Source organism: Sphingomonas parapaucimobilis NBRC 15100, assembly GCF_000787715.1.
GTDB lineage: Bacteria > Pseudomonadota > Alphaproteobacteria > Sphingomonadales > Sphingomonadaceae > Sphingomonas > Sphingomonas parapaucimobilis.
Window position 1 is genome coordinate 18,547 of sequence record NZ_BBPI01000007.1, and the last position, 21,408, is coordinate 39,954.

Consider the following 21,408-nt stretch of genomic DNA (forward strand, 5'->3'; position numbering starts at 1 on the left):
GTCAGACGCCCCGGCTCACCCCGCTCCAGTCGAGCATGTCCGCGGTGATCCAGCCATAGACATAGTTGAGGTAGAACAGGACGAACATCACCGTCGCCACGATCGTCGTGCGCAGGAAAAAGCGCCCGATCAGGAAGACATGCGGCGCGCTCTCGGCGGTGCCGGGAATATGCTCGCCCCCCGCCTCATGCGTGGTCCTGACCCCGAAGGGCAGGACCAGGAACACGGCGAGGAACCAGAACAGGACGTAGATCGCGAGCGCCGACGTCCAGTGCATGGTCTTAGCCCTCGATCAACAGGACGTCGACGATCGGCTTCTTGCCGGTCCACCGCGTCGCGACCTTGCGCACCGACAGGCGAATGTCTTCGCGCAGCTTGTCGGTCGCACGGCGCGGGCCGTCCACCGCCTTGGCCGCAGCCGCCACCGCCTCGGCGATGAAGGCATCGCGTTCGTCCTCGACGGGCACACCCTGCACGCGAACCTGCGGGCTGCCGACCAGCCGCCCCTTGGCGACCGCGACGCCGACCGAAATCTGGCCGTTGATCGCCAGCTTGCGCCGCTCGTTCATCGTCGAGCCGTCCGACGGCAGGATGACGTCGCCGTCGAGCACCAGCCGTCCGACCGGCACATTGCCGATCTTGGTGGCATTGCCGGGCAGCAGGCGGACCATGTCGCCATCCGACTGGACGATGGTCTGCGGCACGCCCTGCGTCGTGGCGAAGCGGGCATGTTCCATCATGTGGCGCATCTCGCCATGCACCGGCATCAGCGTGCGGGGGCGCAGCCATTTGTACATCTGGGCCAGTTCGGGCTGGCCGGGATGGCCCGAGACATGGACATGCGCCTGCCGCTCGGTGACCATGCGGACGCCCTTGCCCGCCAGGATGTTCTGGATACGGCCGACCGCCGTCTCGTTGCCCGGAATCTGGCGCGCCGAGAAGATCACGGTATCGCCGGTGTCGAGCCGGATCGTATGGCTGCCCTCGGCGATGCGCGACAGCGCCGCACGCGGTTCGCCCTGTCCGCCGGTGGCGACGATCAGGACGCGGTCCTTGGGCAGGCGCATCGCGGTCTCGGGATCCACCGTCTCCGGGAAACCCTTGAAGTACCCACAGGCCTTGCCGACCTTCAGGATCCGGTCGAGCGAACGGCCGGTGACGCACAGCTTGCGCCCCGTCTCCTTGGCGACCTCGCCCAGCGTCACCAGACGCGCGGCGTTGGAGGCGAAGGTGGTGACGACGACGCGGCCCTTGGCCTTGGCGACCGTCTCGGCGATGCCGGGACGAACGCTCGCTTCCGAGCCCGAAGCTTCGGTGTTGAAGGCGTTGGTGGAGTCGCACACCAGCACGTCGACGCCCATGTCGCCGATCGACGCCAGCTGCGCCGGGGTAGCGGGCTTGCCGATGACCGGCGTCTGGTCGAGCTTCCAGTCGCCGGTGTGGAAGACACGGCCCACAGCCGTTTCGATCAGCAGCGCATTGGCCTCGGGGATCGAGTGCGACAGCGGCACGAAGGTGAAGTCGAACGGGCCGACCTCGAACGTCTTGCCCGTCTCCATCACGCGCAGCTTGACGCGGTTGGCGCTGCCCTCTTCCTCCAGCTTGCCGCGAACGAGGCCCGCAGTGAAGGCGGTGGCATAGATGGGCACGCCCAGGTCTTCGGCCAGATAGGGCAGCGCACCGATATGGTCTTCGTGACCATGGGTCAGCACGATGCCGACCAGATCGTCCAGCCGGTCCTCGATGAAGCTCAGGTCCGGCAGGATCACGTCGATGCCGGGATAGGCCGGATCGGCGAAGGTGATGCCGCAATCGACCATCACCCACTTACCTTCGGTGCCGTACAGGTTCACGTTCATGCCGATTTCGCCCGATCCACCGAGCGCGCAGAACAGCAATTCTTTCTTGGGAGTCATTCACTTCCTGACAATGGACGCCCACCCCGCTGAAAGCGGGTTCGGGGCGATAGGGATGCGCCGGTCAGGGCGCGGTCATTTCTTCGCGGACCTTCGCGCCCAGCGGTATCTCGCGGGCTGCATGGTCCGAAACTCGTCACCTGATATGGGCGCGTTCCCACAGGATCGCCAGCCCCTGAATGGTCAGATCGGGTTCGATATGATCGAAAACATCGGTATGGGGGGCCAAAAGCGCGGCCAGCCCGCCGGTCGCCAGCACCTTGACCGGCCGCCCGACCTCGGCCTTCAACCGCGCGACCAGCCCCTCGATCATCGCGACATAGCCCCAGAAGATGCCGATATGCATCTGGTCGACCGTGTTGCGGCCGATCACGCTGCGGCTCTCCGGCGCCTCGATGGCGATGCGCGGCAGCTTGGCGGCGGCAGTCACCAGCGCGTCGAGCGACAGGTTGATGCCCGGCGCAATGATCCCACCCTTATACGCGCCTTGATAGTCGCTGATGTCGAACGTCGTCGCAGTGCCGAAGTCGATGGTGATCAGGTCACCGGGATAGAGTTCATGCGCCGCGATCGTGTTGACCGCCCGGTCCGCGCCCAGCGAGGCGGGTTCGTCGACGTCGATCGCGATACCCCACTCGACCGGCGCGCGACCCGCAATCAAGGGATCGACCTTGAAATATTTCTGCGCCAGCACCTGAAGATTGTGCAGCGCACGCGGCACGACGGTGGCGATGATGACCCCGGTCACATCCTCACGCGCATAGCCCTCCAGCGCCAGCAGCTGGCTGAGCCATACCGCATATTCGTCACCGGTGCGGCGCGGATCGGTGGCGATCCGCCAGCGGCCCTTGATCGTCCGCCCTTCGAGCAGCGCAAAGACCACGTTCGTGTTCCCGGCATCGATCGCAAGCAGCATGGGCGTCCTTCAGATCAGGAAAATATCGCCGGCATGGATGACATGGCAAGAGCCGTCCGCCAAGCTGAGCCTGAGAGCGCCGTCGCTCGCCAAGCCGTCAAAGGCGCCGGTCAGCGCCTGCCCGTCCGGCAGTCTGGCGGTCAGCGCGGTGCCGCGCGGATGCGCCCGGGCCTCCCAGCGCGTGATGATCGCCGACAGCCCCTGCTCCCGCCAGATCGCGAGCCAACGGGTCATCGCATCGGCGAGCAGCGCCTGCATCGTCTGGGGCGAGACAGTGACGCCATGATCGCCAAGCGCGGTCGTGGCGCGGTCGGATAGGTCCGGGGCCGACGCCAGGTTGATCCCCATGCCGATGACGACCGCATCACCCGTACGCTCCAACAAGATGCCCGACAATTTGGCGCCGTCGATCAACAGATCGTTCGGCCATTTCAGCACAAGACGCGTGCCGATATCGGGAAGACAGGCCCGAACCGCGTCCTCGATCGCCACGGCGGCGACCAGCGCCAGCGTGGCCGCCATCGGATCACCGGGGCGCAGGCGGACCAGCGTCGATCCGTAATAATTTCCGGGGGGCGAGGACCATTCCCGCCCCTGGCGTCCGCGCCCCGCCCTCTGGCGGTCGGCGCGGAGCCAGAGGCCGTCCCAATGACCGTCTACGCCACCCGCCTCGGCAAGCTGGCGAAGATCGGCATTGGTCGATCCCGTTTCCGGGACGTGCAGCAATCGGCTCAGAACAGCGCCCGTGCGGCCGCCAGCGACCAGGCGCCCAGCAGCGGGATCGCCAGATAGCCGACCGGCGAGACGAACAGCGCGGACAGCGCGATCAGCCCGCTCTCCACCGGCTCCATCTCGGCATTGGCCCAGGCACCGGCGGGTTCATCGAAGAACATCGTCTTGATGATACGCAGGTAATAATAGGCACCAATCACCGAAGCGACGACACCGATCACCGCCAGCGGGAACAGCCCCGCCGCGACCGCCGCATTGAACACCGCGAACTTGGCGTAGAAGCCGAGCAGCGGCGGGATACCCGCGACCGAGAACATGAAGAAGGCCATCGCCCAGGCCAGCGCCGGACGCGTACGCGACAGGCCCGACAGGCTGGCGATCGACTCCAGCGGATTGCCGTTCTCGTCGCGCATGCGGATGACGATCAGGAACGCACCCAGCGTCATGATGACATAGATGGTCAGATAGGTCAGCACCGCCGCGACACCCTGCGCCGTCCCCGCCGCCAGACCGATCAGGGCAAAGCCCACATTGTTGATCGACGAGTAAGCGAGCAGCCGCTTGATGTTGGTCTGGCCGATGGCCGCGACCGCACCCAGGATGATCGACGCGAGGGCCGCGAAGGTCACGATCTGCTGCCACTGCTGCGCGGCCGAGCCCATCGCCTCGACCGCGACACGCACCGCCAGCGCCATCGCCGCGACCTTGGGGGCCGAGGCGAAGAAGGCCGTCACCGGGGTCGGCGCGCCTTCATAGACGTCCGGCGTCCACATGTGGAACGGCACCGCCGACATCTTGAACGCCAGGCCAGCGAAGACGAACACCAGGCCGAACATCAGGCCCAGCGAACGCGTGCCCGCGGCCGCATCGCGACCATAGGCCAAGGCGATCTGGGCAAAGTCGGTCGATCCCGAGAAGCCATAGACCAGCGAGATGCCGTAAAGCAGGATGCCCGAGGCGAGCGCGCCGAGGACGAAATACTTCAGGCCCGCTTCGGCCGAACGACCGTCGCGGCGCATGAAGCTCGCCAGCACATAGGCCGACAGGCTCTGCAGTTCGAGACCGACATAGAGGGTCAGCAGATCGCCCGCCGACACCATCATGCCCATGCCGACCGAGGAGAGCAGCATGAGGATCGGATATTCGGGCCGCAGATCCTCACCCGGCGAGCGGGCGAAGAAACGCGGCGCCATGATGATCGCCACCGCGGTCGCCAGATAGATCAGGACCTTGGCGAAACCGGCAAAGGCATCAGCGCGGTACAGGCCACCAAAGGCGAGCCCGCCGGTGGTCGACGGACCGGCGAGTGCGACCATCGCCCCCGCCAGCACGAACACCGCCGCGATCGAGATGCCACGCGTGGCGTTCGTCCCGCCCCAGGCGGCGACGAGCATCAGCGCGATCGCGCCGAGGGTCAGCACCAGCTCGGGCAGAACCATCAAAAGGTTGAACGAATAGCTCATCAGTGCGCCTCCCCGTGCGCAGCTTGGTGCTCAGGGGCATGGGTTGCGGCCAGCGCAGGGTTCCCGGCGGTGGGACGGCTGTCCGAACCCGGGTTCGCACGATCGATCCGCTGGAGCAGGATCGCCACGTCCTTGCGCATCGGTGCGAGGAAGCTTTCCGGGTACACGCCCATCCACAGCGTCACCGCCGCGATCGGCGCGAGCAGCCACAGCTCACGGCTCGACAGGTCGGGCATTGCCGCGACCTCGTCCGACTTGATCTCGCCATAGGCGACCCGCCGGTAGAGATAGAGCATATAGGCCGCGCCCAGGATGATGCCCGTGGTGCAGAGCAACGCCGTCCAGGTCGATACCTGATAGGTGCCCATCAGCGACAGGAACTCGGCGACAAAGCCGCTGGTGCCCGGCAGACCGATCGACGCCATGGTAAAGAACAGGAACAGCACCGCATATTTCGGCATGTTGATCGACAGCCCGCCGTAGCGCGCGATCTCGCGGGTGTGCAGCCGGTCATAGATGACGCCGACGCACAGGAAGAGGGCGCCCGACACCAGGCCGTGGCTGAGCATCATGATCATCGCGCCTTCGATGCCCTGCTGGTTGAAGGCATAGAGGCCGATGGTCACGATCGCCATGTGCGCGACAGACGAATAGGCGATCAGCTTCTTCATGTCGGACTGCGCCAGCGCTACCAGCGAGGCATAGATCACCGCCACCGCCGAGAGCGCGAAGATCAGCCAGGTCAGCTGTCCGCTCGCCTCCGGGAACATCGGCAGCAGGAAGCGCAGGAAGCCATAGCCACCGAGCTTCAGCAGCACGCCCGCCAGGATGACCGAACCCGCCGTCGGCGCCTGTACGTGCGCGTCGGGAAGCCAGGTGTGGACCGGCCACATCGGCATCTTCACCGCGAACGAGGCGAAGAAGGCGATCCACAGCCAGGTCTGCACCGAGGCCGGGAAGTCATACGCCAGCAGCACCGGGATCGAGGTCGTGCCCGCCGTGCGCGCCATATACAGCATCGCGACGAACATAAGCAGCGAGCCGAGCAGCGTGTACAGGAAGAACTTGTACGACGCGTAGATGCGGTTCGCCCCGCCCCAGATACCGATGATCAAATACATCGGGATCAGGCCGGCTTCGAAGAAGACGTAGAAGAGGAACAGGTCCTGCGCCGCGAAGGTGCCGATCATCAGCACCTCGGTGAACAGGAAAAGGCCCATATATTCGGGCACCCGCTTGTCGATCGCGCGCCAGCTGGCGCCGATGCAGATCGGCATCAGGAACACGCTGAGCATGATCAGCAGCAGCGCGAAGCCGTCGATGCCGAGCGACCAGCCGAACGGGCCGAAGATGCCCGGGGCATGTTCGACGAACTGCCACTGGGCACCACCCACGTCGAACTGCGTCCAGAGCAGGATGCCCAGGGCGAAGTCGATCAGCGTGGCGGCGAGCGCCAGCAGGCGTGCCCCCTGCGCGGTGAGGAAAAGGCAGGCGATCGCGGCAACAGCCGGGACCGCCAGCATGACGGAGAGGATCGGGAAGCCCTGCATCACGCGATCAACCCAAAATGGCCCAGGTGACGGCCGCGGTCAGGCCGATCAACATGACGAAGGCATAGCTGTAGAGGTATCCCGTCTGGAAGCGCGCCGCACCCTTGCTGCCGAGCTGGACGAGCCAGGCGACACCGTTGGGACCGAAGCGGTCGATCGTCTTCTCGTCGCCACGGTGCCACAGGAACCGGCCGATCGCGAAAGCGGGGCGCACGAAGAGGAAATGGTAGATCTCGTCGAAATACCATTTGTTGAGGAGGAAGCGGTACAGGATGCGGAACTGGTCCGCGAACTTGGCCGGGAACTCCGGGGCGCGGATATAGGTCAGATACGCGGTCAGCAGACCGAGCAGCATCACCACCGTCGCCGACAGCTTCACCCACACCGGCACACCGTGCATCGAGTGCATGAGGTGCTCGTTGAAGGCAATCGCGCCCTTCCAATAGCTCTCGCCCGACTCCGGCTCGATGAACCAGCCGTGGAAGACGAAGCCCGCCGCGATCGCGCCGATCGACAGGACGATCAGCGGGATCAGCATGACCAGCGGGCTTTCATGCGGATGATAGCCGCCGGTGCCTTCCGGCACATCGTCGTGACCTGCGCCATGGACGTGCGGCTCGTGACCGGCATCTTCCGAATGCGCGTCGTTGTGATGCGCATCATGAGCAGCCCCGTGCGCATGATCGTCATGGCCGTGGCCATGCTCGTCATGGATCGCGTGCTGGATATGCTCCGACCCGGTCCAGCGCGGCTTGCCCCAGAAGGTCAGGAACATCAGACGCCACGAATAGAAGCTGGTCAGCAGCGCGGCGATCACGCCCGCCCAGAAGGCAAAGCCCGAACCACCCGCATAGGCCACTTCGATGATCGCGTCCTTCGAGTGGAAGCCCGCGAAACCGAACGCCATCGGATTGCCGAACAGAGCCGGGATACCGACGCCGGTGATCGCCAGCGTACCCATCATCATTGCCCAGAAGGTGAGCGGGATGTGGCGCCGCAGGCCGCCATAATAACGCATGTCCTGCTCATGGTGCATCGCATGGATGACCGAACCGGCACCGAGGAACAGCAGCGCTTTGAAGAAGGCGTGGGTGAACAGGTGGAACATCGCCGCGCCATACGCGCCGACACCGGCCGCGAAGAACATATAGCCGAGCTGCGAACAGGTCGAATAGGCGATGACGCGCTTGATGTCGGTCTGCACCGTGCCGACGGTCGCCGCGAAGAAGCAGGTGCAGGCCCCGATCACGGTGATGACGCCCAGCGCCGTCGGCGAGGTTTCGAACATCGGCGACAGGCGGCACACCATGAACACGCCCGCGGTCACCATGGTCGCCGCGTGGATCAGCGCCGACACCGGGGTCGGGCCTTCCATCGCGTCCGGCAGCCAGGTGTGAAGACCCAGCTGCGCCGACTTGCCCATCGCACCGACGAACAGCAGCAGGCAGAGCACGGTCATCGTGTCGAAACGGTATCCGAGGAAGCCGATGGTCGACCCCGCCATGCCGGGGGCCGCCGCCAGGATCGCCGGGATCGAGACGGTGCCGAACACCAGATAGGTGCCGAAGATACCGAGCATGAAGCCGAGATCGCCGACGCGGTTGACCACGAACGCCTTGATCGCGGCCGCATTGGCCGAAGGCTTGCGGAACCAGAAGCCGATCAGCAGGTAGGACGCGAGACCCACGCCTTCCCAGCCGAAGAACATCTGGACCAGATTGTCCGCCGTCACGAGCATCAGCATCGCGAAGGTGAAGAGGCAGAGATAGGCGAAGAAGCGCGGCTGGTCCGGCTCCTCGCTCATATAGCCCCAGCTATACAGGTGAACGAGCGCCGAGACGCTGGTGATAACCACCAGCATGATCGCAGTCAGCGAGTCGACGCGCAGCGCCCAGTCGACCGACATGGTGCCGCTGGTGATCCAGTGGAGCACCGGCGTCACCGTCGCGACGTTATGCCCCGACAGATAGCCGATGAAGATCGGCCATGAGAGGGCACAGGAAATGAACAGCGCGCCGGTCGTGACGACCTTGGCGGGCACGTTCCCGATGGCCTTGTTGCCGAACCCCGCAATGGCGGCGGCCAGCAACGGCAGGAAGACGATAGCGAGGATCAACCCGATTACCCCTTCATCCGGTTGACGTCGTCGACCGCGATGGTGCCGCGGCCACGGAAATAGATGACCAGGATCGCCAGACCGATCGCCGATTCACCGGCGGCCACGGTCAGCACGAACATGGCGAAGACCTGACCCACCAGATCCTGAAGCGCGGCCGAGAAGGCGACGAGGTTCAGGTTCACGGCGAGCAGAATGAGTTCGATCGCCATGAGGATGACGATCAGGTTCTTCCGATTGAGGAAGATACCCAGCACCCCCATGGTGAACAGGATCGCCGCGACGACCAGATAATGGACGAGACCGATCGTCACAGTTCCACCCCCTGCCCGATGGGCTGATTGATGTTGCGGATCGCCTCATGCGGCTGTCGCGCATTCTGCTTGGCGATGTTCTGCGGACGGACGCCGCCGCGCTTGCGATGGGTGAGCACGATCGCGCCGATCATCGCGACGAGCAGGACCAGGCCCGCCCCCTCGAAGATGAACAGATAGCGCGTGTACAGCAGGTTGCCGATCGCCTGGATGTTCGACACCTCCGGCGCGATGGGGGCCGCGCGGGCCGCCAGTTGCACGCCGCCCACGCTCCACGCCTGGAACGCGATGATGACCTCGGCCAGCAGCGCCACCGCCAGGGCCAGGCCCAGCGGCAGGTAGCGCGCAAAGCCCGCCCGCATCGCCGCGACCTCGATATCGAGCATCATGACGACGAAGAGGAACAGCACCGCGACCGCGCCCACATACACGATGACGAGCAGCATCGCGATGAACTCGGCCCCGCACAGCACCATGAGGCCCGCAGCGTTGAAGAACGCCAGGATCAGCCACATGACCGAGTGCACCGGATTGCGCGACGCGATCGTGAGCCCTGCGGACACGATCACCACGGTCGCGAAAATATAGAAGGCGATAGCCTGTATCACTGCCTGTCAGGCCCCTTTTCTGTCCGCCCCGAACCGTTGGTCGCGGGCTTTAACGGTACGGCGCATCGGCGGCAAGGTTCGCCGCGATCGCGCTTTCCCAGCGGTCACCGTTATCGAGCAACTTCGACTTGTCGTAGATCAGCTCTTCGCGGGTCTCGGTCGAAAATTCGAAGTTCGGACCCTCGACGATCGCATCGACCGGGCACGCCTCCTGGCACAGCCCGCAATAGATGCACTTGGTCATGTCGATGTCATAGCGCGTCGTGCGGCGGCTGCCGTCGTCGCGGGGTTCCGCCTCGATCGTGATCGCCTGGGCGGGGCAGATCGCCTCGCACAGCTTGCACGCGATGCACCGCTCCTCGCCATTGGGATAGCGACGCAGCGCGTGCTCGCCCCGGAAGCGCGGAGAGATGGGGTTCTTCTCGAACGGATAGTTGATCGTCGCCTTCGGCTTGAAGAAGTAGCGAAGGGTCAGCGCATGGCCCTTCACGAACTCCCACAGCGTAAAAGCCTTGACGTACTGAGCGACGCTCATGCCGGAACTCCCACGCGCGCATACATCAGCACGCCAGACACCAAGAATACCCAGAACAGCGACACCGGCAGGAACACCTTCCAGCCCAGCCGCATCAGCTGGTCGTACCGATAGCGCGGTACGGTCGCCTTCACCCAGGAGAAGACGAAGAAGAAGAAGCACATCTTCAGCAGCAGCCAGACGATACCCGGCACGACATAAAGCGGCGCCCAGTCGAGCGGCGGCAGATAACCGCCCCAGAACAGGATCGCGTTCAGCGCGCACATCAGGATGACGTTGGCATACTCACCCAGCCAGAACAGCGCGAATGACATCGAGCTATATTCGGTCTGGTAACCCGCGACGAGTTCCGACTCCGCTTCGGTCAGGTCGAACGGCGCACGCTGCGTCTCGGCCAGTGCCGAGATGAAGAACATGATCGCCATCGGGAACAGCAGCGGGTTCAGGAAAAAGCCGTTGATCGGGGTGTTCAGCACACCCTTCTGCGCCTCGACGATGGCGGTCAGGTTGAAGCTGCCCGACCACATCACGACCGAGATCAGGATGAAACCGATCGCCACTTCATAGGACACCATCTGCGCGGCGGCACGAAGCGCCGAGTAGAAGGGATATTTCGAGTTCGACGCCCAGCCCGACAGGATCACGCCGTACACGCCCAGCGACGAGGCGGCGAGGACATAGAGCAGGCCGACATTGATGTTGGCGACGACCACGCCCGGCTGGAACGGCACCACCGCCCAGACGATCAGCGCGACCGTGAAGGTGATGATCGGCGCCAGCAGGAACAACCCGCGATTGGCGGCGGCCGGAACGATGGTTTCCTGCAGGAAGACCTTCAGACCGTCGGCAAAGGACTGGAGCAGGCCGAAGGGGCCGACCACGTTCGGCCCCCGGCGCAGCGCCATCGCCGCCCAGATCTTGCGGTCGACGTAAATGACCATAGCGACCGCCAGCATCAGCGGCAGCGCGATCGCCAGAATCCCGACCAGCGTCGCGATCGTCCAGGCCCAGCCATAAGGAAGGCCGAGCGTCGTGTTGAAAAACGCGGTCACTCCGCTGCCTCCGCATAGCTCTCACCATGGACCAGTTCGGCCGAGCAGCGCTGCATCGTCGGGCTGGCGCGGCAGATCGCGTTGGTGAGGTAGAAGTCCTTGATCGGATAGCCCTCCAGCGTGCCGGTCGCGGTCGCGTCGAGCGACGGCGCGGCCCAGTCGAAGGTCACCAGATCGAGCTTGCCCAGTGCCGGAACCTCGGCGGCCATCGCGGCGCGGAGCTGCTCCAGCGTATCGAACGGCAGCCTCTGCCCCAGCACTTCCGACAGAGCGCGGAAGATCGTCCAGTCGTCGCGCGCATCGCCCGGTGCGAACACCGCACGGTCGCCGCGCTGCACCCGGCCTTCCAGATTGACCCAGGTGCCCGACTTCTCGGCAAAGGTCGCGCCCGGCAGGATGACATCGGCGTGATGCGCACCCTTGTCGCCATGATGGCCGACGAACACCTTGAAACTGCTGCCGAACTTGGCGAAGTCCACCTCGTCCGCGCCCAGGAAGAAGGCCAGCTTCGGCGCGGCCGCAACCACGTCGGCGATGCCGCCCTTCTGCGCATAGCCGAGCATCAGCCCGCCCATGCGCGCCGCCGCCATGTGGACGACATTATAGCCGTTCCAGGCCGAACCATCCTCCAGCGTCCGCACCAGATTGAACTGGTCGACCAGCTTCAGGCTCGCGCCATGCGCACCCTTCAGCGCGCCGCCACCGACGATCACCATCGGACGCGCGGCCTTGCCGAACTGCTCGGTCACGCCCTCGGGCAGGTTGCCCAGCACCGACAAATCGGCACCCAGCCACTCGACCTTGTAGGTCAGGTCGGTCTCGGGGCCGATCGCAAAGACCTTCGCGCCCTTCTTGATCGCCTTGCGGATACGGGTGTTCACCAGCGGCGCTTCCCAGCGCAGGTTGGTGCCGATCAGCAGGATCGCATCGGCCTTCTCGACACCCGCAATGGTCGTGTTGAAGTTGACCGCGGCCAGGCTGGACACGTCATAATCCATGCCGGTCTGACGGCCTTCGAGCAGCGACGAGCCCATCTTGGCGAGCAGCGCCTTGGCGGCGAACATCGTCTCGCAATCGACCAGATCACCGGCGATGGCGGCGACGCTCGCATCGGCGTTCACGTCGCGGATCGCGGCGAAGGCCTCGTCCCAGGTGGCGGGCACCAGCTTGCCGTCGCGGCGGATGAACGGACGGTCGAGACGACGACGGACCAGGCCGTCGATCGCGTGACGCGTCTTGTCGCTCGCCCACTCCTCATTCACCTCGTCATTGATGCGCGGCACGCAGCGCAGCACCTGACGACCCCGGCTGTCGAGGCGGATGTTGGTGCCAACCGCGTCCATCACGTCGATGGCGAGCGTCTTCTTCAGTTCCCAGGGACGCGCCTCGAACGCATAGGGCTTGGACGTCAGCGCGCCCACCGGGCACAGGTCGACGACATTGCCCGACAGCTCGCTCGACACGGCCTGCTCGAGGTACGACGTGATCTGCATATTCTCGCCGCGATAGATCGCGCCGATCTCTTCCACGCCCGCGACCTCTTCGGCGAAGCGGACGCAGCGGGTGCACTGGATGCAGCGGGTCATGACCGTCTTGACGATCGGACCCATATATTTCTCGGTGACGGCCCGCTTGTTCTCGTCATAGCGGCTATGGCCCTTGCCATAGGCCATGGACTGGTCCTGCAGGTCGCACTCGCCGCCCTGATCGCAGATCGGGCAGTCCAGCGGGTGGTTGATGAGCAGGAATTCCATCACGCCTTCGCGCGCGGCCTTCACCATCGGGGTAGTGGTGAAGATTTCCTGATTGTCCGCCGCCGGAAGCGCGCACGACGCCTGCGGCTTGGGGGGGCCAGGCTTCACCTCGACCAGGCACATGCGGCAATTGCCCGCGATGGACAGCCGCTCATGATAGCAGAAGCGCGGGATTTCCTTGCCCGCCAGCTCACAGGCCTGGAGCACGGTGGCGCCCTGGGGCACCTCGATCTCGACGCCGTCGACTTTGACCTTAGGCATTATTCGGCAGCTTCCATCATCGGGGCGTTGCCGCCCGTCTCGCCTTTGCGTTCGCGAATGCGGCGTTCCATCTCCGGGCGGAAGTGACGGATCAGGCCCTGGATCGGCCAGGCCGCCGCGTCGCCGAGCGCGCAGATGGTGTGGCCTTCGACCTGCTTGGTCACCTGGAACAGCGTGTCGATCTCGGACACATCGGCATCGCCGGTGCGCATCCGCTCCATCACGCGCCACATCCAGCCGGTGCCTTCACGGCACGGGGTGCACTGGCCGCAGCTCTCATGCTTGTAGAAGTACGAAAGGCGGCTGATCGCGCGGACGATGTCGGTCGACTTGTCCATGACGATGACGGCCGCCGTGCCGAGGCCCGATCCGACCGCCTTCAGGCCGTCGAAATCCATCGGCGCGTCCATGATTTCAGCGGCGGGCACCAGCGGCACCGACGAACCGCCCGGGATCACCGCGAGCAGATTGTCCCAGCCGCCACGGATACCGCCGCAATGCTTCTCGATCAGCTCACGGAAGCTGATCGACATGCTTTCCTCGACCACGCAGGGGCGGTCGACATGGCCGGAAATCTGGAAGAGCTTGGTGCCCTTGTTGTTCTCACGCCCGAAGGAGGAGAACCACTCGGCGCCCCGACGCAGGATCGTCGGCGCAACCGCGATCGACTCGACATTGTTGACCGTCGTCGGGCAGCCATAAAGGCCCGCACCCGCCGGGAAAGGCGGCTTCAGGCGCGGCTGACCCTTCTTGCCCTCCAGGCTCTCGATCATCGCGGTCTCTTCGCCGCAGATATACGCGCCCGCGCCCCGGTGGACGAAGACGTCGAAGTCGTAACCCGAGCCACAGGCATTCTTGCCCAGGAAGCCCCGGTCATAGGCTTCGGCGACCGCCGCGAACAGCGTCTCGGCCTCGCGGATATATTCGCCGCGAATGTAGATGTACGCCGCCCGCGCGCGCATCGCGAAGCCCGCGACCAGCGCGCCCTCGATCAGCTTGTGCGGATCGTGACGGATGATCTCGCGGTCCTTGCACGAACCCGGCTCGGACTCGTCGGCGTTGATGACCAGGAAGCTCGGCCGGTCGGGACGCGGTTCCTTGGGCATGAAGCTCCACTTCATGCCGGTCGGGAAGCCCGCTCCGCCGCGCCCACGCAGACCCGACGCCTTGATGACGTCGATGATCTTGTCCTGGCCCAGCTCGAGCAGCGCCTTGGTGTTGTCCCAATCGCCGCGCTTCATCGCCGCGTCGACGTTCCACGGCTGATAGCCGTAGAGATTGGTGAAAATGCGGTCCTTGTCAGCGAGCATTATGCGCCCCACTCCCCGCGATAGTCGTGATTGTCGCCGACCATGGCGGTCAGCGTGGTCGGACCGCCGATCGGCTCGACCGTGTGGCGACCCGGTTCCTGCGTGCCGGTCTTGGGACTCTCGCCACGGGCCAGCGCCTCAAGAATGCCGACCGTGCGGTCGTAATCCAGATCTTCGTAATTGTCGTCGTTGATCTGGACCATCGGCGCAGAGGCGCAATTGCCCATGCACTCGACCTCGGTCAGCGTGAACATGCCGTCGGGCGTGGTCTTGCCCTTGATGAGGCCCTTGTTCTTGCAAGCCGCCAGAACATCGTCCGACCCACGCAGCATGCACGGCGTCGTGCCACACACCTGCACATGATAGCGGCCGACCGGCGCGAGGTTGAACATCGTATAGAAGGTCGCGACCTCGTAGATGCGCATGTACGCGACACCCAGCTGGCGCGCGACGAACTCGATGACCGGCACCGGCAGCCACCCTTGCGTCTGGGTCTCCGCCCCAACCTGACGCTGGGCCAGGTCGAGGAACGGGATCGAGCAGGACTGTTCGCGGCCCTTCGGATAGCGCGCGAGGATCTCGTTCGCCTTCTTCTGGTTCTCGTCGGTCCAGGCGAAATTGCCCCAGCGGGCGCGGACTTCCGCCTCGTCAGGGATGTTGGGAGCGTCAGCCATTAGCGGTCACATTCACCAAAAACGATGTCCATCGCACCGAGGATCGCGGTCGTATCCGCCAGCATGTGGCCCTTGGACATGAATTCCATGGCCTGGAGATGGCTGAACGCGGTCGGGCGGATCTTGCAGCGATAGGGCTTGTTCGTGCCGTCGGAGACGAGATACACGCCGAATTCGCCCTTGGGGCTTTCGGTCGCGACATACACTTCGCCGGCGGGGACGTGATACCCTTCGGTATAGAGCTTGAAGTGGTGGATCAGCGCTTCCATCGAGCGCTTCATCTCGGCGCGCTTGGGCGGCGCAACCTTACGGTCGGTGGCCATCACCGGACCTTCGGGCATCTGCGCCAGGCACTGCTTCATGATCCGGGCCGACTGGCGCACTTCCTCGACGCGGACCATGAACCGGTCATAGCAGTCGCCGCTGGTGCCCACCGGCACGTCGAAATCCACCTTGTCATAGGCGTCGTAAGGCTGCGACTTGCGCAAATCCCACGGAATGCCCGAGCCACGGATCATCGGGCCGGAGAAGCCCCACTTGATCGCGTCCTCGCGGTTCACCACCGCGATGTCGACGTTGCGCTGCTTGAAGATGCGATTGTTCGCCACCAGGCTGATCGCGTCCTCGAACAGGCGCGGCAGGCGGGTGTCGAGCCAGTCGGCGATATCGGTCAGCAGCTTGAGCGGCACGTCCTGATGGACGCCGCCGACGCGGAAATAATTCGCGTGCATGCGCGCGCCCGAGGCCCGCTCATAGAAGTTCATGCAGTCTTCGCGGATTTCGAACAGCCACAGGTTCGGCGTCATCGCGCCGACGTCCATGACGTGGCTGCCGATGTTGAGCATGTGGTTCGAAATGCGCGTCAGCTCGGCGAAGAACGTCCGCAGATATTGCGCGCGCAGCGGCACTTCCAGGTCGAGCAGCTTCTCGACCGCCAGCACATAGCTGTGCTCCATGCACATGGGCGAGCAATAGTCGAGGCGATCGAAATAGGGCAGCGCCTGCGCATAGGTCTTGTATTCGATCAGCTTCTCGGTGCCGCGATGCAGCAGGCCGACATGCGGATCGACCCGCTCGACGATCTCGCCGTCCAGCTCCATGACGAGGCGCAACACGCCGTGCGCCGCAGGATGCTGCGGGCCGAAGTTGATCGTATAGTTCTGGATCGACACGTCGCCCGTGGTCGGGTCGGCATCGTCCGTCTTGTGGAGCAGTTCGTCGACGTAGTCGCTCACTGATTCTGTCCTCCGCCCTTGCCCGGCACGACGTCCGGGTCCTTGGGCTTGTCCTCGGCCTTGTTGCCCGGATGCGGCTGGCCCGCGCCCGTTTGCTTCGGAGCCTCGGTGGTCTTGGCCTCTGCCGCCTTGGGCATCGTGCCCTTCTCGTCGCCCGGCAGCACGTAGTCTGCGCCTTCCCACGGGCTCTGGAAGTCGAAATTGCGGAAGTCCTGCGCCAGCTGAACCGGCTCATAGACGACGCGCTTTTCCTCTTCCGAGTAGCGCAGCTCGGTATAGCCGGTCAGCGGGAAGTCCTTGCGCAGCGGGTGGCCGCGGAAGCCGTAATCGGTCAGGATGCGACGCAGGTCGCTATTGCCCGAGAACAGCACGCCGTACAGGTCATAGACCTCACGCTCCAGCCAGCCCGCGACCGGCCACAGGCCCGTCACCGACGGCACCGGCTTGTCCTCGTCGGTCGAGACATGGACGTGCAGGCGGTGGTTGCGGGTCAGCGACAGCATGCAATAGACCACCTCGAAACGCTCGTCGCGCTCGGGGTAGTCGACGCCCGCAATCTCCATCAGCTGCTGATATTCCAGCCCCTTGGTATCGCGCAGCGCGATCATCGCCGGGACCAGGTTCGCACGGTCGACGACCAGCGCGACCTCGCCGACATGCTCGCGCGCGTCGAGCAGCCAGGGGCCGAGCGCGGCGCGGGCCGCATCGATCACGCCGTCATTGGCGGCATAACGGGGAGCAGGCGCCCTCACCGTTCGATGCTCCCGGCGCGGCGGATCTTCCGCTGAAGCTGCATCACGCCGTAGAGCAGCGCCTCGGCGGTCGGCGGGCAACCGGGGACATAGATGTCCACCGGCACGATCCGGTCACAGCCGCGCACCACCGAATAGCTGTAATGATAATAGCCGCCGCCATTGGCGCAGCTGCCCATCGAAATGACGTACTTCGGGTTCGACATCTGGTCGTACACACGACGCAGCGCCGGAGCCATCTTGTTGCACAGCGTGCCCGCGACGATCATGACGTCCGACTGGCGCGGCGACGCGCGCGGCGCAGCGCCGAAGCGTTCCAGATCGTAACGCGGCATGTTGACGTGGATCATCTCCACCGCACAGCACGCCAGGCCGAAGGTCATCCACCAGAGCGAGCCGGTGCGCGCCCACTGGAACAGTTCCTCGGTCGAGGTGACGAGGAAGCCCTTGTCGGTCAGCTCGCCGTTCAGCCCGTCGAAAAAGCCCTGATCGGGCTGGACGAGGGCCTGGCCGTCATGGACGGGTCCGCCATGGGCCTGCGGCTTGAACTCAACCGGACCGGAGTGAAGATTTACTCCCAATCCAACGCTCCCTTCTTCCACGCATAGACGAGACCCAGCGCGAGCTCGCCGATGAAGATCATCGTCGAAAACCAGGCGGTCCAGCCGAGGCTGAAGACACTGACCGCCCAGGGGTACAGAAACGCCGCTTCCAGATCGAAGATGATGAACAGGATGGCGACGAGGTAGAAACGCACGTCGAACTGGCTGCGCGGGTCTTCGAACGCGGGGAAGCCGCATTCATATTCGGACAGCTTCTGCTCGTTGGGCTTATGGGCGCCGGTCAGGCGCGCCACGAGCATCGGCAGAAACACGAAGGCCGTCGACAGAACCAGGGCAACGCCCAGGAACAGGAGGATCGGCAGATATTGCGACAGATCGACCAAGTTTTTCTCTCGCAGATGCGGAACTGGATGCGGATGGCTTTAGGCCGATGGGTCGGCCGGAGCAAGCCAGCGAAGGCATGAGAATGAATCGCAAGTGAACGCCGTCGCCCGCCGCCATCCTCGGATTTTTACATGGCAACCCAATGGGTTGGGCGCAAGAGGCGGAGCCCATTGCACCCAAATCCCACCAAAGTCTTAACGCAGCGCGTTGGCCAGCAGCTTGTGCAGCTTGGAATGCAGACCCTCGTTCGCCGCCAGATACTCGCCGCGATCGAGCGACTTGTCGCTGCCCCGGAAGTCGCTGACGAAACCACCCGCCTCGCGGACCAGCAACATGCCCGCCGCCGCGTCCCACGGCTTCAGGCCCGACTCCCAGAAACCGTCATAGCGACCCGCCGCGACCCAGGCGAGGTCAAGCGCGGCCGAGCCGAAACGGCGGATACCGGCGACCTGCGGCGCGATCGCACCGAAAATGCGGCTCCACTGGACGAAATCGCCATGACCCAGGAAGGGGATGCCGGTGGCGATCAGCGCCTCGGACAAGTCGCGGCGCGACGACACGCGCAGGCGGCCGTCCTGCAACCACGCGCCCCGGCCCTTTTCGGCCCAGAAGCTCTCGTCGGTCAGCGGTTGATAGATCAGGCCGGTCGTCACCTCGCGCTTGCCGTTCGCCAGCGGCTCCTCGACCGCGATCGAGATGGCGAAGTGCGGGATGCCGTGCAGGAAGTTCGAGGTGCCGTCGAGCGGATCGATGATGAAGCGCGGCTTGGACGGATCGCCCTTGATCTCGCCGCCCTCCTCCATGAGGAAGTTCCAGTCGGGACGCGCCTTCTTCAGTTCCTCGAAGACGGTTTCCTCGGCGCGCTTGTCGGCCATCGACACGAAGTCGGCAGGACCCTTGCGGCTGACCTGAAGGTGCTGGACCTCGTTGAAGTCGCGGCGCAGACGCGGGGCGGCCTTGCGCGCGGCGCGTTCCATGATGGTGAGAAGCCCGGAGTGCGAGGCCATGATCGTCCTTTCGATCGCGCCGCTGCAACTCAGGGCGCTCAGAATTGAAAAGGCCCGCCGCGAACGGCGGGCCGGGACGGCGGATGACGGGGTCGCGCTTAGATCGCGCCGGTCATCCGCCGATACCGATTAGTCCGCGCGGCGGACGTAGGTCTGTTCGTACACGTCGACGACGATGCGCACGCCGCTCGCGATATGCGGCGGCACCATCACACGGACGCCATTGTCGAGGATGGCGGGCTTGTACGACGACGAGGCAGTCTGCCCCTTCACCACCGCGTCGGCCTCGACGATGGTGGCTTCGATCGTGTCGGGAAGCTGGACCGAGATCGGACGCTCCTCGTGCAGTTCCATCACGACGTCCATGCCGTCCTGCAGGAAGGCCGCGGCGTCACCCAGCAGGTCGCGCGGCAGCGTGATCTGCTCATAGGTTTCCTTGTCCATGAAGGTCAGGTCGTCACCCTCGGCGAACAGGAACTGGAAGTCCTTGGTGTCCAGGCGGACGCGCTCGACCGTCTCGGCGGAGCGGAAGCGGACGTTCGTCTTGCGGCCGTCGATGAGGTTCTTCATCTCGACCTGCATATACGCACCGCCCTTGCCGGGCTGGGTGTGCTGAATCTTCACGGCGCGCCAGATGCCGCCTTCATACTCGATGATGTTGCCGGGACGAATGTCCACGCCGCTGATCTTCATGGGTCTTCAACCTGCTGGAAAGAGCGAAGGACACCGGCGCGAAAAACGCGGTCCGGCCTCCTGTGTCGGCCGCTTTAGCTCGAAGCGGTCTTTCCGGCAAGCAGCGGATAGGGGTCGACCGGCTCGCCCTGATACCAGCCATCCCCGGCGCGCATCCAGTTGACCGCGAAATGCAGATGCGTGTTGCCCGCCCCCGCATTGCCGCTGTCCCCGACATAGCCGACGACCTGCCCCTGGCGGACCCGCTGCCCCTCGGCCAGGCCCGGCGCATAGCCCTTGAGATGCGCGTAATAGAGCATCCAGCGACGGTCGGGTGAGCGGATGTAAAGGGTATGGCCGCCACGGTCGCTGTCGAACAGCTTTTCGACCGTGCCGGACAGGGCGGCGACCACCGGCGTTCCGGCGGGCGCCATCAGGTCCAGCCCCTGATGCTTGCGCTTGCCGCCCTCGCGCGGATCGCCCCAGTCATGGCGGAGCGAGGAAACCGGATAATGCACGATCGGCATGGCGAGCGAGGCCGAACTTCCCGCCGCCGCCTGCTTCACCGGGGCCGCGGCCTCGGGCACGACGACGTCACCCGGCCCGAAGGACAGCATCGATAAAAAGGCACCGACCGTCACGACGATCAGGCCGAGCATCACCCAGCCGAACCGCGACAATGGTCCCCTGCCCCCGCTGCGCTTCATGCCCCCATCCTTCCCGTCCGACCGCCCATCATGGATGAAACGCGACGGGTAACACTTGTTTCCAAAGCGCAACGGATGGGAAAGCCGACCGCGTACCGCCCCCGGAAAAAGGCCGGGGTCGAGGGCCGTTTGGGCGCCTTACGACTTCAGCACCTCGGCGAACGCCTTCACCGCCGCCGCTTCGTCGCCATTCCAGACCGCACCCGATACCGCCAGGAAATCCGCCCCCGCCTTGACCAGCGGCGCGGCATTGGCGGGCGTGATGCCGCCGATCGCGACGCAAGGCAGTTCGAACAGCGCGGACCACCAGGAAAGCACCACCGGCTCGGCCTGATGCTTGGTTTCCTTGGTCGTCGTCGGATAAAAGGCACCGAAGGCGACATAATCCGCGCCCGCCTCGCCCGCTTCCATCGCCAGGTGGCGGCTGTCGTGGCAGGTCACGCCGATCTGCACCGTCGGGCCGAGCACGTCGCGCGCCTCGCGGGCGTCGCCATCCTCCTGCCCCAGATGCACGCCGTCCGCGCCGAGCCGCTTGGCCAGGCTGATGCTGTCATTGACGATGAAGGCGACCTCGCGGTCGGCGCAGATGCGCTGGAGCGGCTCGGCCAGCTTGGCGGCGGCGTGCTGGTCCATGTCCTTGACGCGATACTGGAAGGCCGCGACCGGCCCGGCATCGAGCGCGCGCGCGAGACGGTCGCCGAAACCGCCGGTCACGTCGAGGGGCGAGATCAGATAGAGCTGGCAGGGCGGGCGCCGCACATCGCGGGTGAAGGCCGCGGCGAAATTGGGGTCGAGCGGGCCGAGGGGATCGTCATCAAGCGTCATGCCCCTCCCCTAGCGCCTGACGCGGCATCCGTCACCTGTGGCGAGCGGATAAGGAATGGGCG

Annotated in this window: 22 protein-coding genes; all 22 read right to left on the minus strand. The window is 64.9% G+C overall.

What is annotated here, in order from left to right:
- Nucleotide 1: 1 nt before the first annotated feature.
- Nucleotides 2-277, minus strand: a complete 276-nt coding sequence (locus SP5_RS01630) for a DUF1467 family protein (protein WP_042483165.1) — start codon at nt 275-277, stop codon at nt 2-4.
- Nucleotides 278-281: 4 nt separating this feature from the next.
- On the minus strand, nt 282-1,916 hold the full coding sequence (locus tag SP5_RS01635) for a ribonuclease J (RefSeq protein ID WP_042483168.1): 1,635 nt from the start codon (nt 1,914-1,916) through the stop codon (nt 282-284).
- A gap of 136 nt (nt 1,917-2,052) precedes the next feature.
- Nucleotides 2,053-2,832 (minus strand): type III pantothenate kinase, encoded by a 780-nt coding sequence (locus SP5_RS01640; protein WP_042483169.1) that lies wholly within the window; start codon nt 2,830-2,832, stop codon nt 2,053-2,055.
- Nucleotides 2,833-2,841: 9 nt separating this feature from the next.
- Nucleotides 2,842-3,558: a biotin--[acetyl-CoA-carboxylase] ligase gene (locus tag SP5_RS01645; RefSeq protein WP_042483173.1), complete on the minus strand. Its 717-nt coding sequence runs from the start codon at nt 3,556-3,558 to the stop codon at nt 2,842-2,844.
- Between the two features lie 5 nt (nt 3,559-3,563).
- Nucleotides 3,564-5,027 carry an NADH-quinone oxidoreductase subunit NuoN gene (gene nuoN / locus SP5_RS01650; protein ID WP_042483176.1) on the minus strand — a complete coding sequence of 488 codons (1,464 nt, stop codon included), beginning with the start codon at nt 5,025-5,027 and terminating at the stop codon, nt 3,564-3,566.
- On the minus strand, nt 5,027-6,577 hold the full coding sequence (locus SP5_RS01655; RefSeq protein ID WP_042483179.1) for an NADH-quinone oxidoreductase subunit M: 1,551 nt from the start codon (nt 6,575-6,577) through the stop codon (nt 5,027-5,029). The genes nuoN and SP5_RS01655 overlap by 1 nt, the downstream gene beginning before the upstream one ends.
- A 7-nt stretch (nt 6,578-6,584) precedes the next feature.
- On the minus strand, nt 6,585-8,693 hold the full coding sequence (nuoL, locus tag SP5_RS01660) for an NADH-quinone oxidoreductase subunit L (protein WP_042483183.1): 2,109 nt from the start codon (nt 8,691-8,693) through the stop codon (nt 6,585-6,587).
- 5 nt (nt 8,694-8,698) lie between these two features.
- Nucleotides 8,699-9,007 carry an NADH-quinone oxidoreductase subunit NuoK gene (gene nuoK, locus SP5_RS01665; RefSeq protein WP_007404079.1) on the minus strand — a complete coding sequence of 103 codons (309 nt, stop codon included), beginning with the start codon at nt 9,005-9,007 and terminating at the stop codon, nt 8,699-8,701.
- Nucleotides 9,004-9,615 carry an NADH-quinone oxidoreductase subunit J gene (locus SP5_RS01670; protein ID WP_007404217.1) on the minus strand — a complete coding sequence of 204 codons (612 nt, stop codon included), beginning with the start codon at nt 9,613-9,615 and terminating at the stop codon, nt 9,004-9,006. Before SP5_RS01670 ends, nuoK begins: the two co-directional genes overlap by 4 nt.
- 49 nt (nt 9,616-9,664) lie before the next feature.
- Nucleotides 9,665-10,150 (minus strand): NADH-quinone oxidoreductase subunit NuoI, encoded by a 486-nt coding sequence (gene nuoI / locus SP5_RS01675; RefSeq protein ID WP_042483186.1) that lies wholly within the window; start codon nt 10,148-10,150, stop codon nt 9,665-9,667.
- On the minus strand, nt 10,147-11,202 hold the full coding sequence (nuoH, locus tag SP5_RS01680; RefSeq protein WP_042483189.1) for an NADH-quinone oxidoreductase subunit NuoH: 1,056 nt from the start codon (nt 11,200-11,202) through the stop codon (nt 10,147-10,149). The genes nuoI and nuoH overlap by 4 nt, the downstream gene beginning before the upstream one ends.
- Entirely contained in the window at nt 11,199-13,217 is a 2,019-nt protein-coding gene (gene nuoG / locus SP5_RS01685; protein ID WP_042483192.1) for an NADH-quinone oxidoreductase subunit NuoG, read from the minus strand. The genes nuoH and nuoG overlap by 4 nt, the downstream gene beginning before the upstream one ends.
- Nucleotides 13,217-14,527 (minus strand): NADH-quinone oxidoreductase subunit NuoF, encoded by a 1,311-nt coding sequence (gene nuoF, locus SP5_RS01690; RefSeq protein WP_042483195.1) that lies wholly within the window; start codon nt 14,525-14,527, stop codon nt 13,217-13,219. Before nuoF ends, nuoG begins: the two co-directional genes overlap by 1 nt.
- On the minus strand, nt 14,527-15,201 hold the full coding sequence (locus SP5_RS01695; protein ID WP_042483198.1) for a complex I 24 kDa subunit family protein: 675 nt from the start codon (nt 15,199-15,201) through the stop codon (nt 14,527-14,529). Before SP5_RS01695 ends, nuoF begins: the two co-directional genes overlap by 1 nt.
- Nucleotides 15,201-16,436 carry an NADH-quinone oxidoreductase subunit D gene (locus SP5_RS01700; protein WP_042483201.1) on the minus strand — a complete coding sequence of 412 codons (1,236 nt, stop codon included), beginning with the start codon at nt 16,434-16,436 and terminating at the stop codon, nt 15,201-15,203. Before SP5_RS01700 ends, SP5_RS01695 begins: the two co-directional genes overlap by 1 nt.
- Nucleotides 16,433-17,188 (minus strand): NADH-quinone oxidoreductase subunit C, encoded by a 756-nt coding sequence (locus SP5_RS01705; protein ID WP_042483203.1) that lies wholly within the window; start codon nt 17,186-17,188, stop codon nt 16,433-16,435. The genes SP5_RS01700 and SP5_RS01705 overlap by 4 nt, the downstream gene beginning before the upstream one ends.
- Nucleotides 17,185-17,769 carry a NuoB/complex I 20 kDa subunit family protein gene (locus tag SP5_RS01710; protein WP_042483206.1) on the minus strand — a complete coding sequence of 195 codons (585 nt, stop codon included), beginning with the start codon at nt 17,767-17,769 and terminating at the stop codon, nt 17,185-17,187. Before SP5_RS01710 ends, SP5_RS01705 begins: the two co-directional genes overlap by 4 nt.
- Entirely contained in the window at nt 17,760-18,134 is a 375-nt protein-coding gene (gene ndhC / locus SP5_RS01715; RefSeq protein WP_042483209.1) for an NADH-quinone oxidoreductase subunit A, read from the minus strand. Before ndhC ends, SP5_RS01710 begins: the two co-directional genes overlap by 10 nt.
- A 195-nt stretch (nt 18,135-18,329) precedes the next feature.
- The gene (locus SP5_RS01720) at nt 18,330-19,142 is read right to left on the minus strand and encodes an inositol monophosphatase family protein (RefSeq protein WP_007404243.1); all 813 of its coding nucleotides are present in this window, start codon (nt 19,140-19,142) and stop codon (nt 18,330-18,332) included.
- A 129-nt stretch (nt 19,143-19,271) separates the two neighbouring features.
- Nucleotides 19,272-19,835 (minus strand): elongation factor P, encoded by a 564-nt coding sequence (efp, locus tag SP5_RS01725; RefSeq protein ID WP_042483212.1) that lies wholly within the window; start codon nt 19,833-19,835, stop codon nt 19,272-19,274.
- A 74-nt stretch (nt 19,836-19,909) separates the two neighbouring features.
- Nucleotides 19,910-20,521 (minus strand): M23 family metallopeptidase, encoded by a 612-nt coding sequence (locus tag SP5_RS01730; protein ID WP_084220519.1) that lies wholly within the window; start codon nt 20,519-20,521, stop codon nt 19,910-19,912.
- A 138-nt stretch (nt 20,522-20,659) separates the two neighbouring features.
- Entirely contained in the window at nt 20,660-21,346 is a 687-nt protein-coding gene (gene thiE / locus SP5_RS01735; protein ID WP_042483217.1) for a thiamine phosphate synthase, read from the minus strand.
- Between the last annotated feature and the right edge of the window lie 62 nt (nt 21,347-21,408).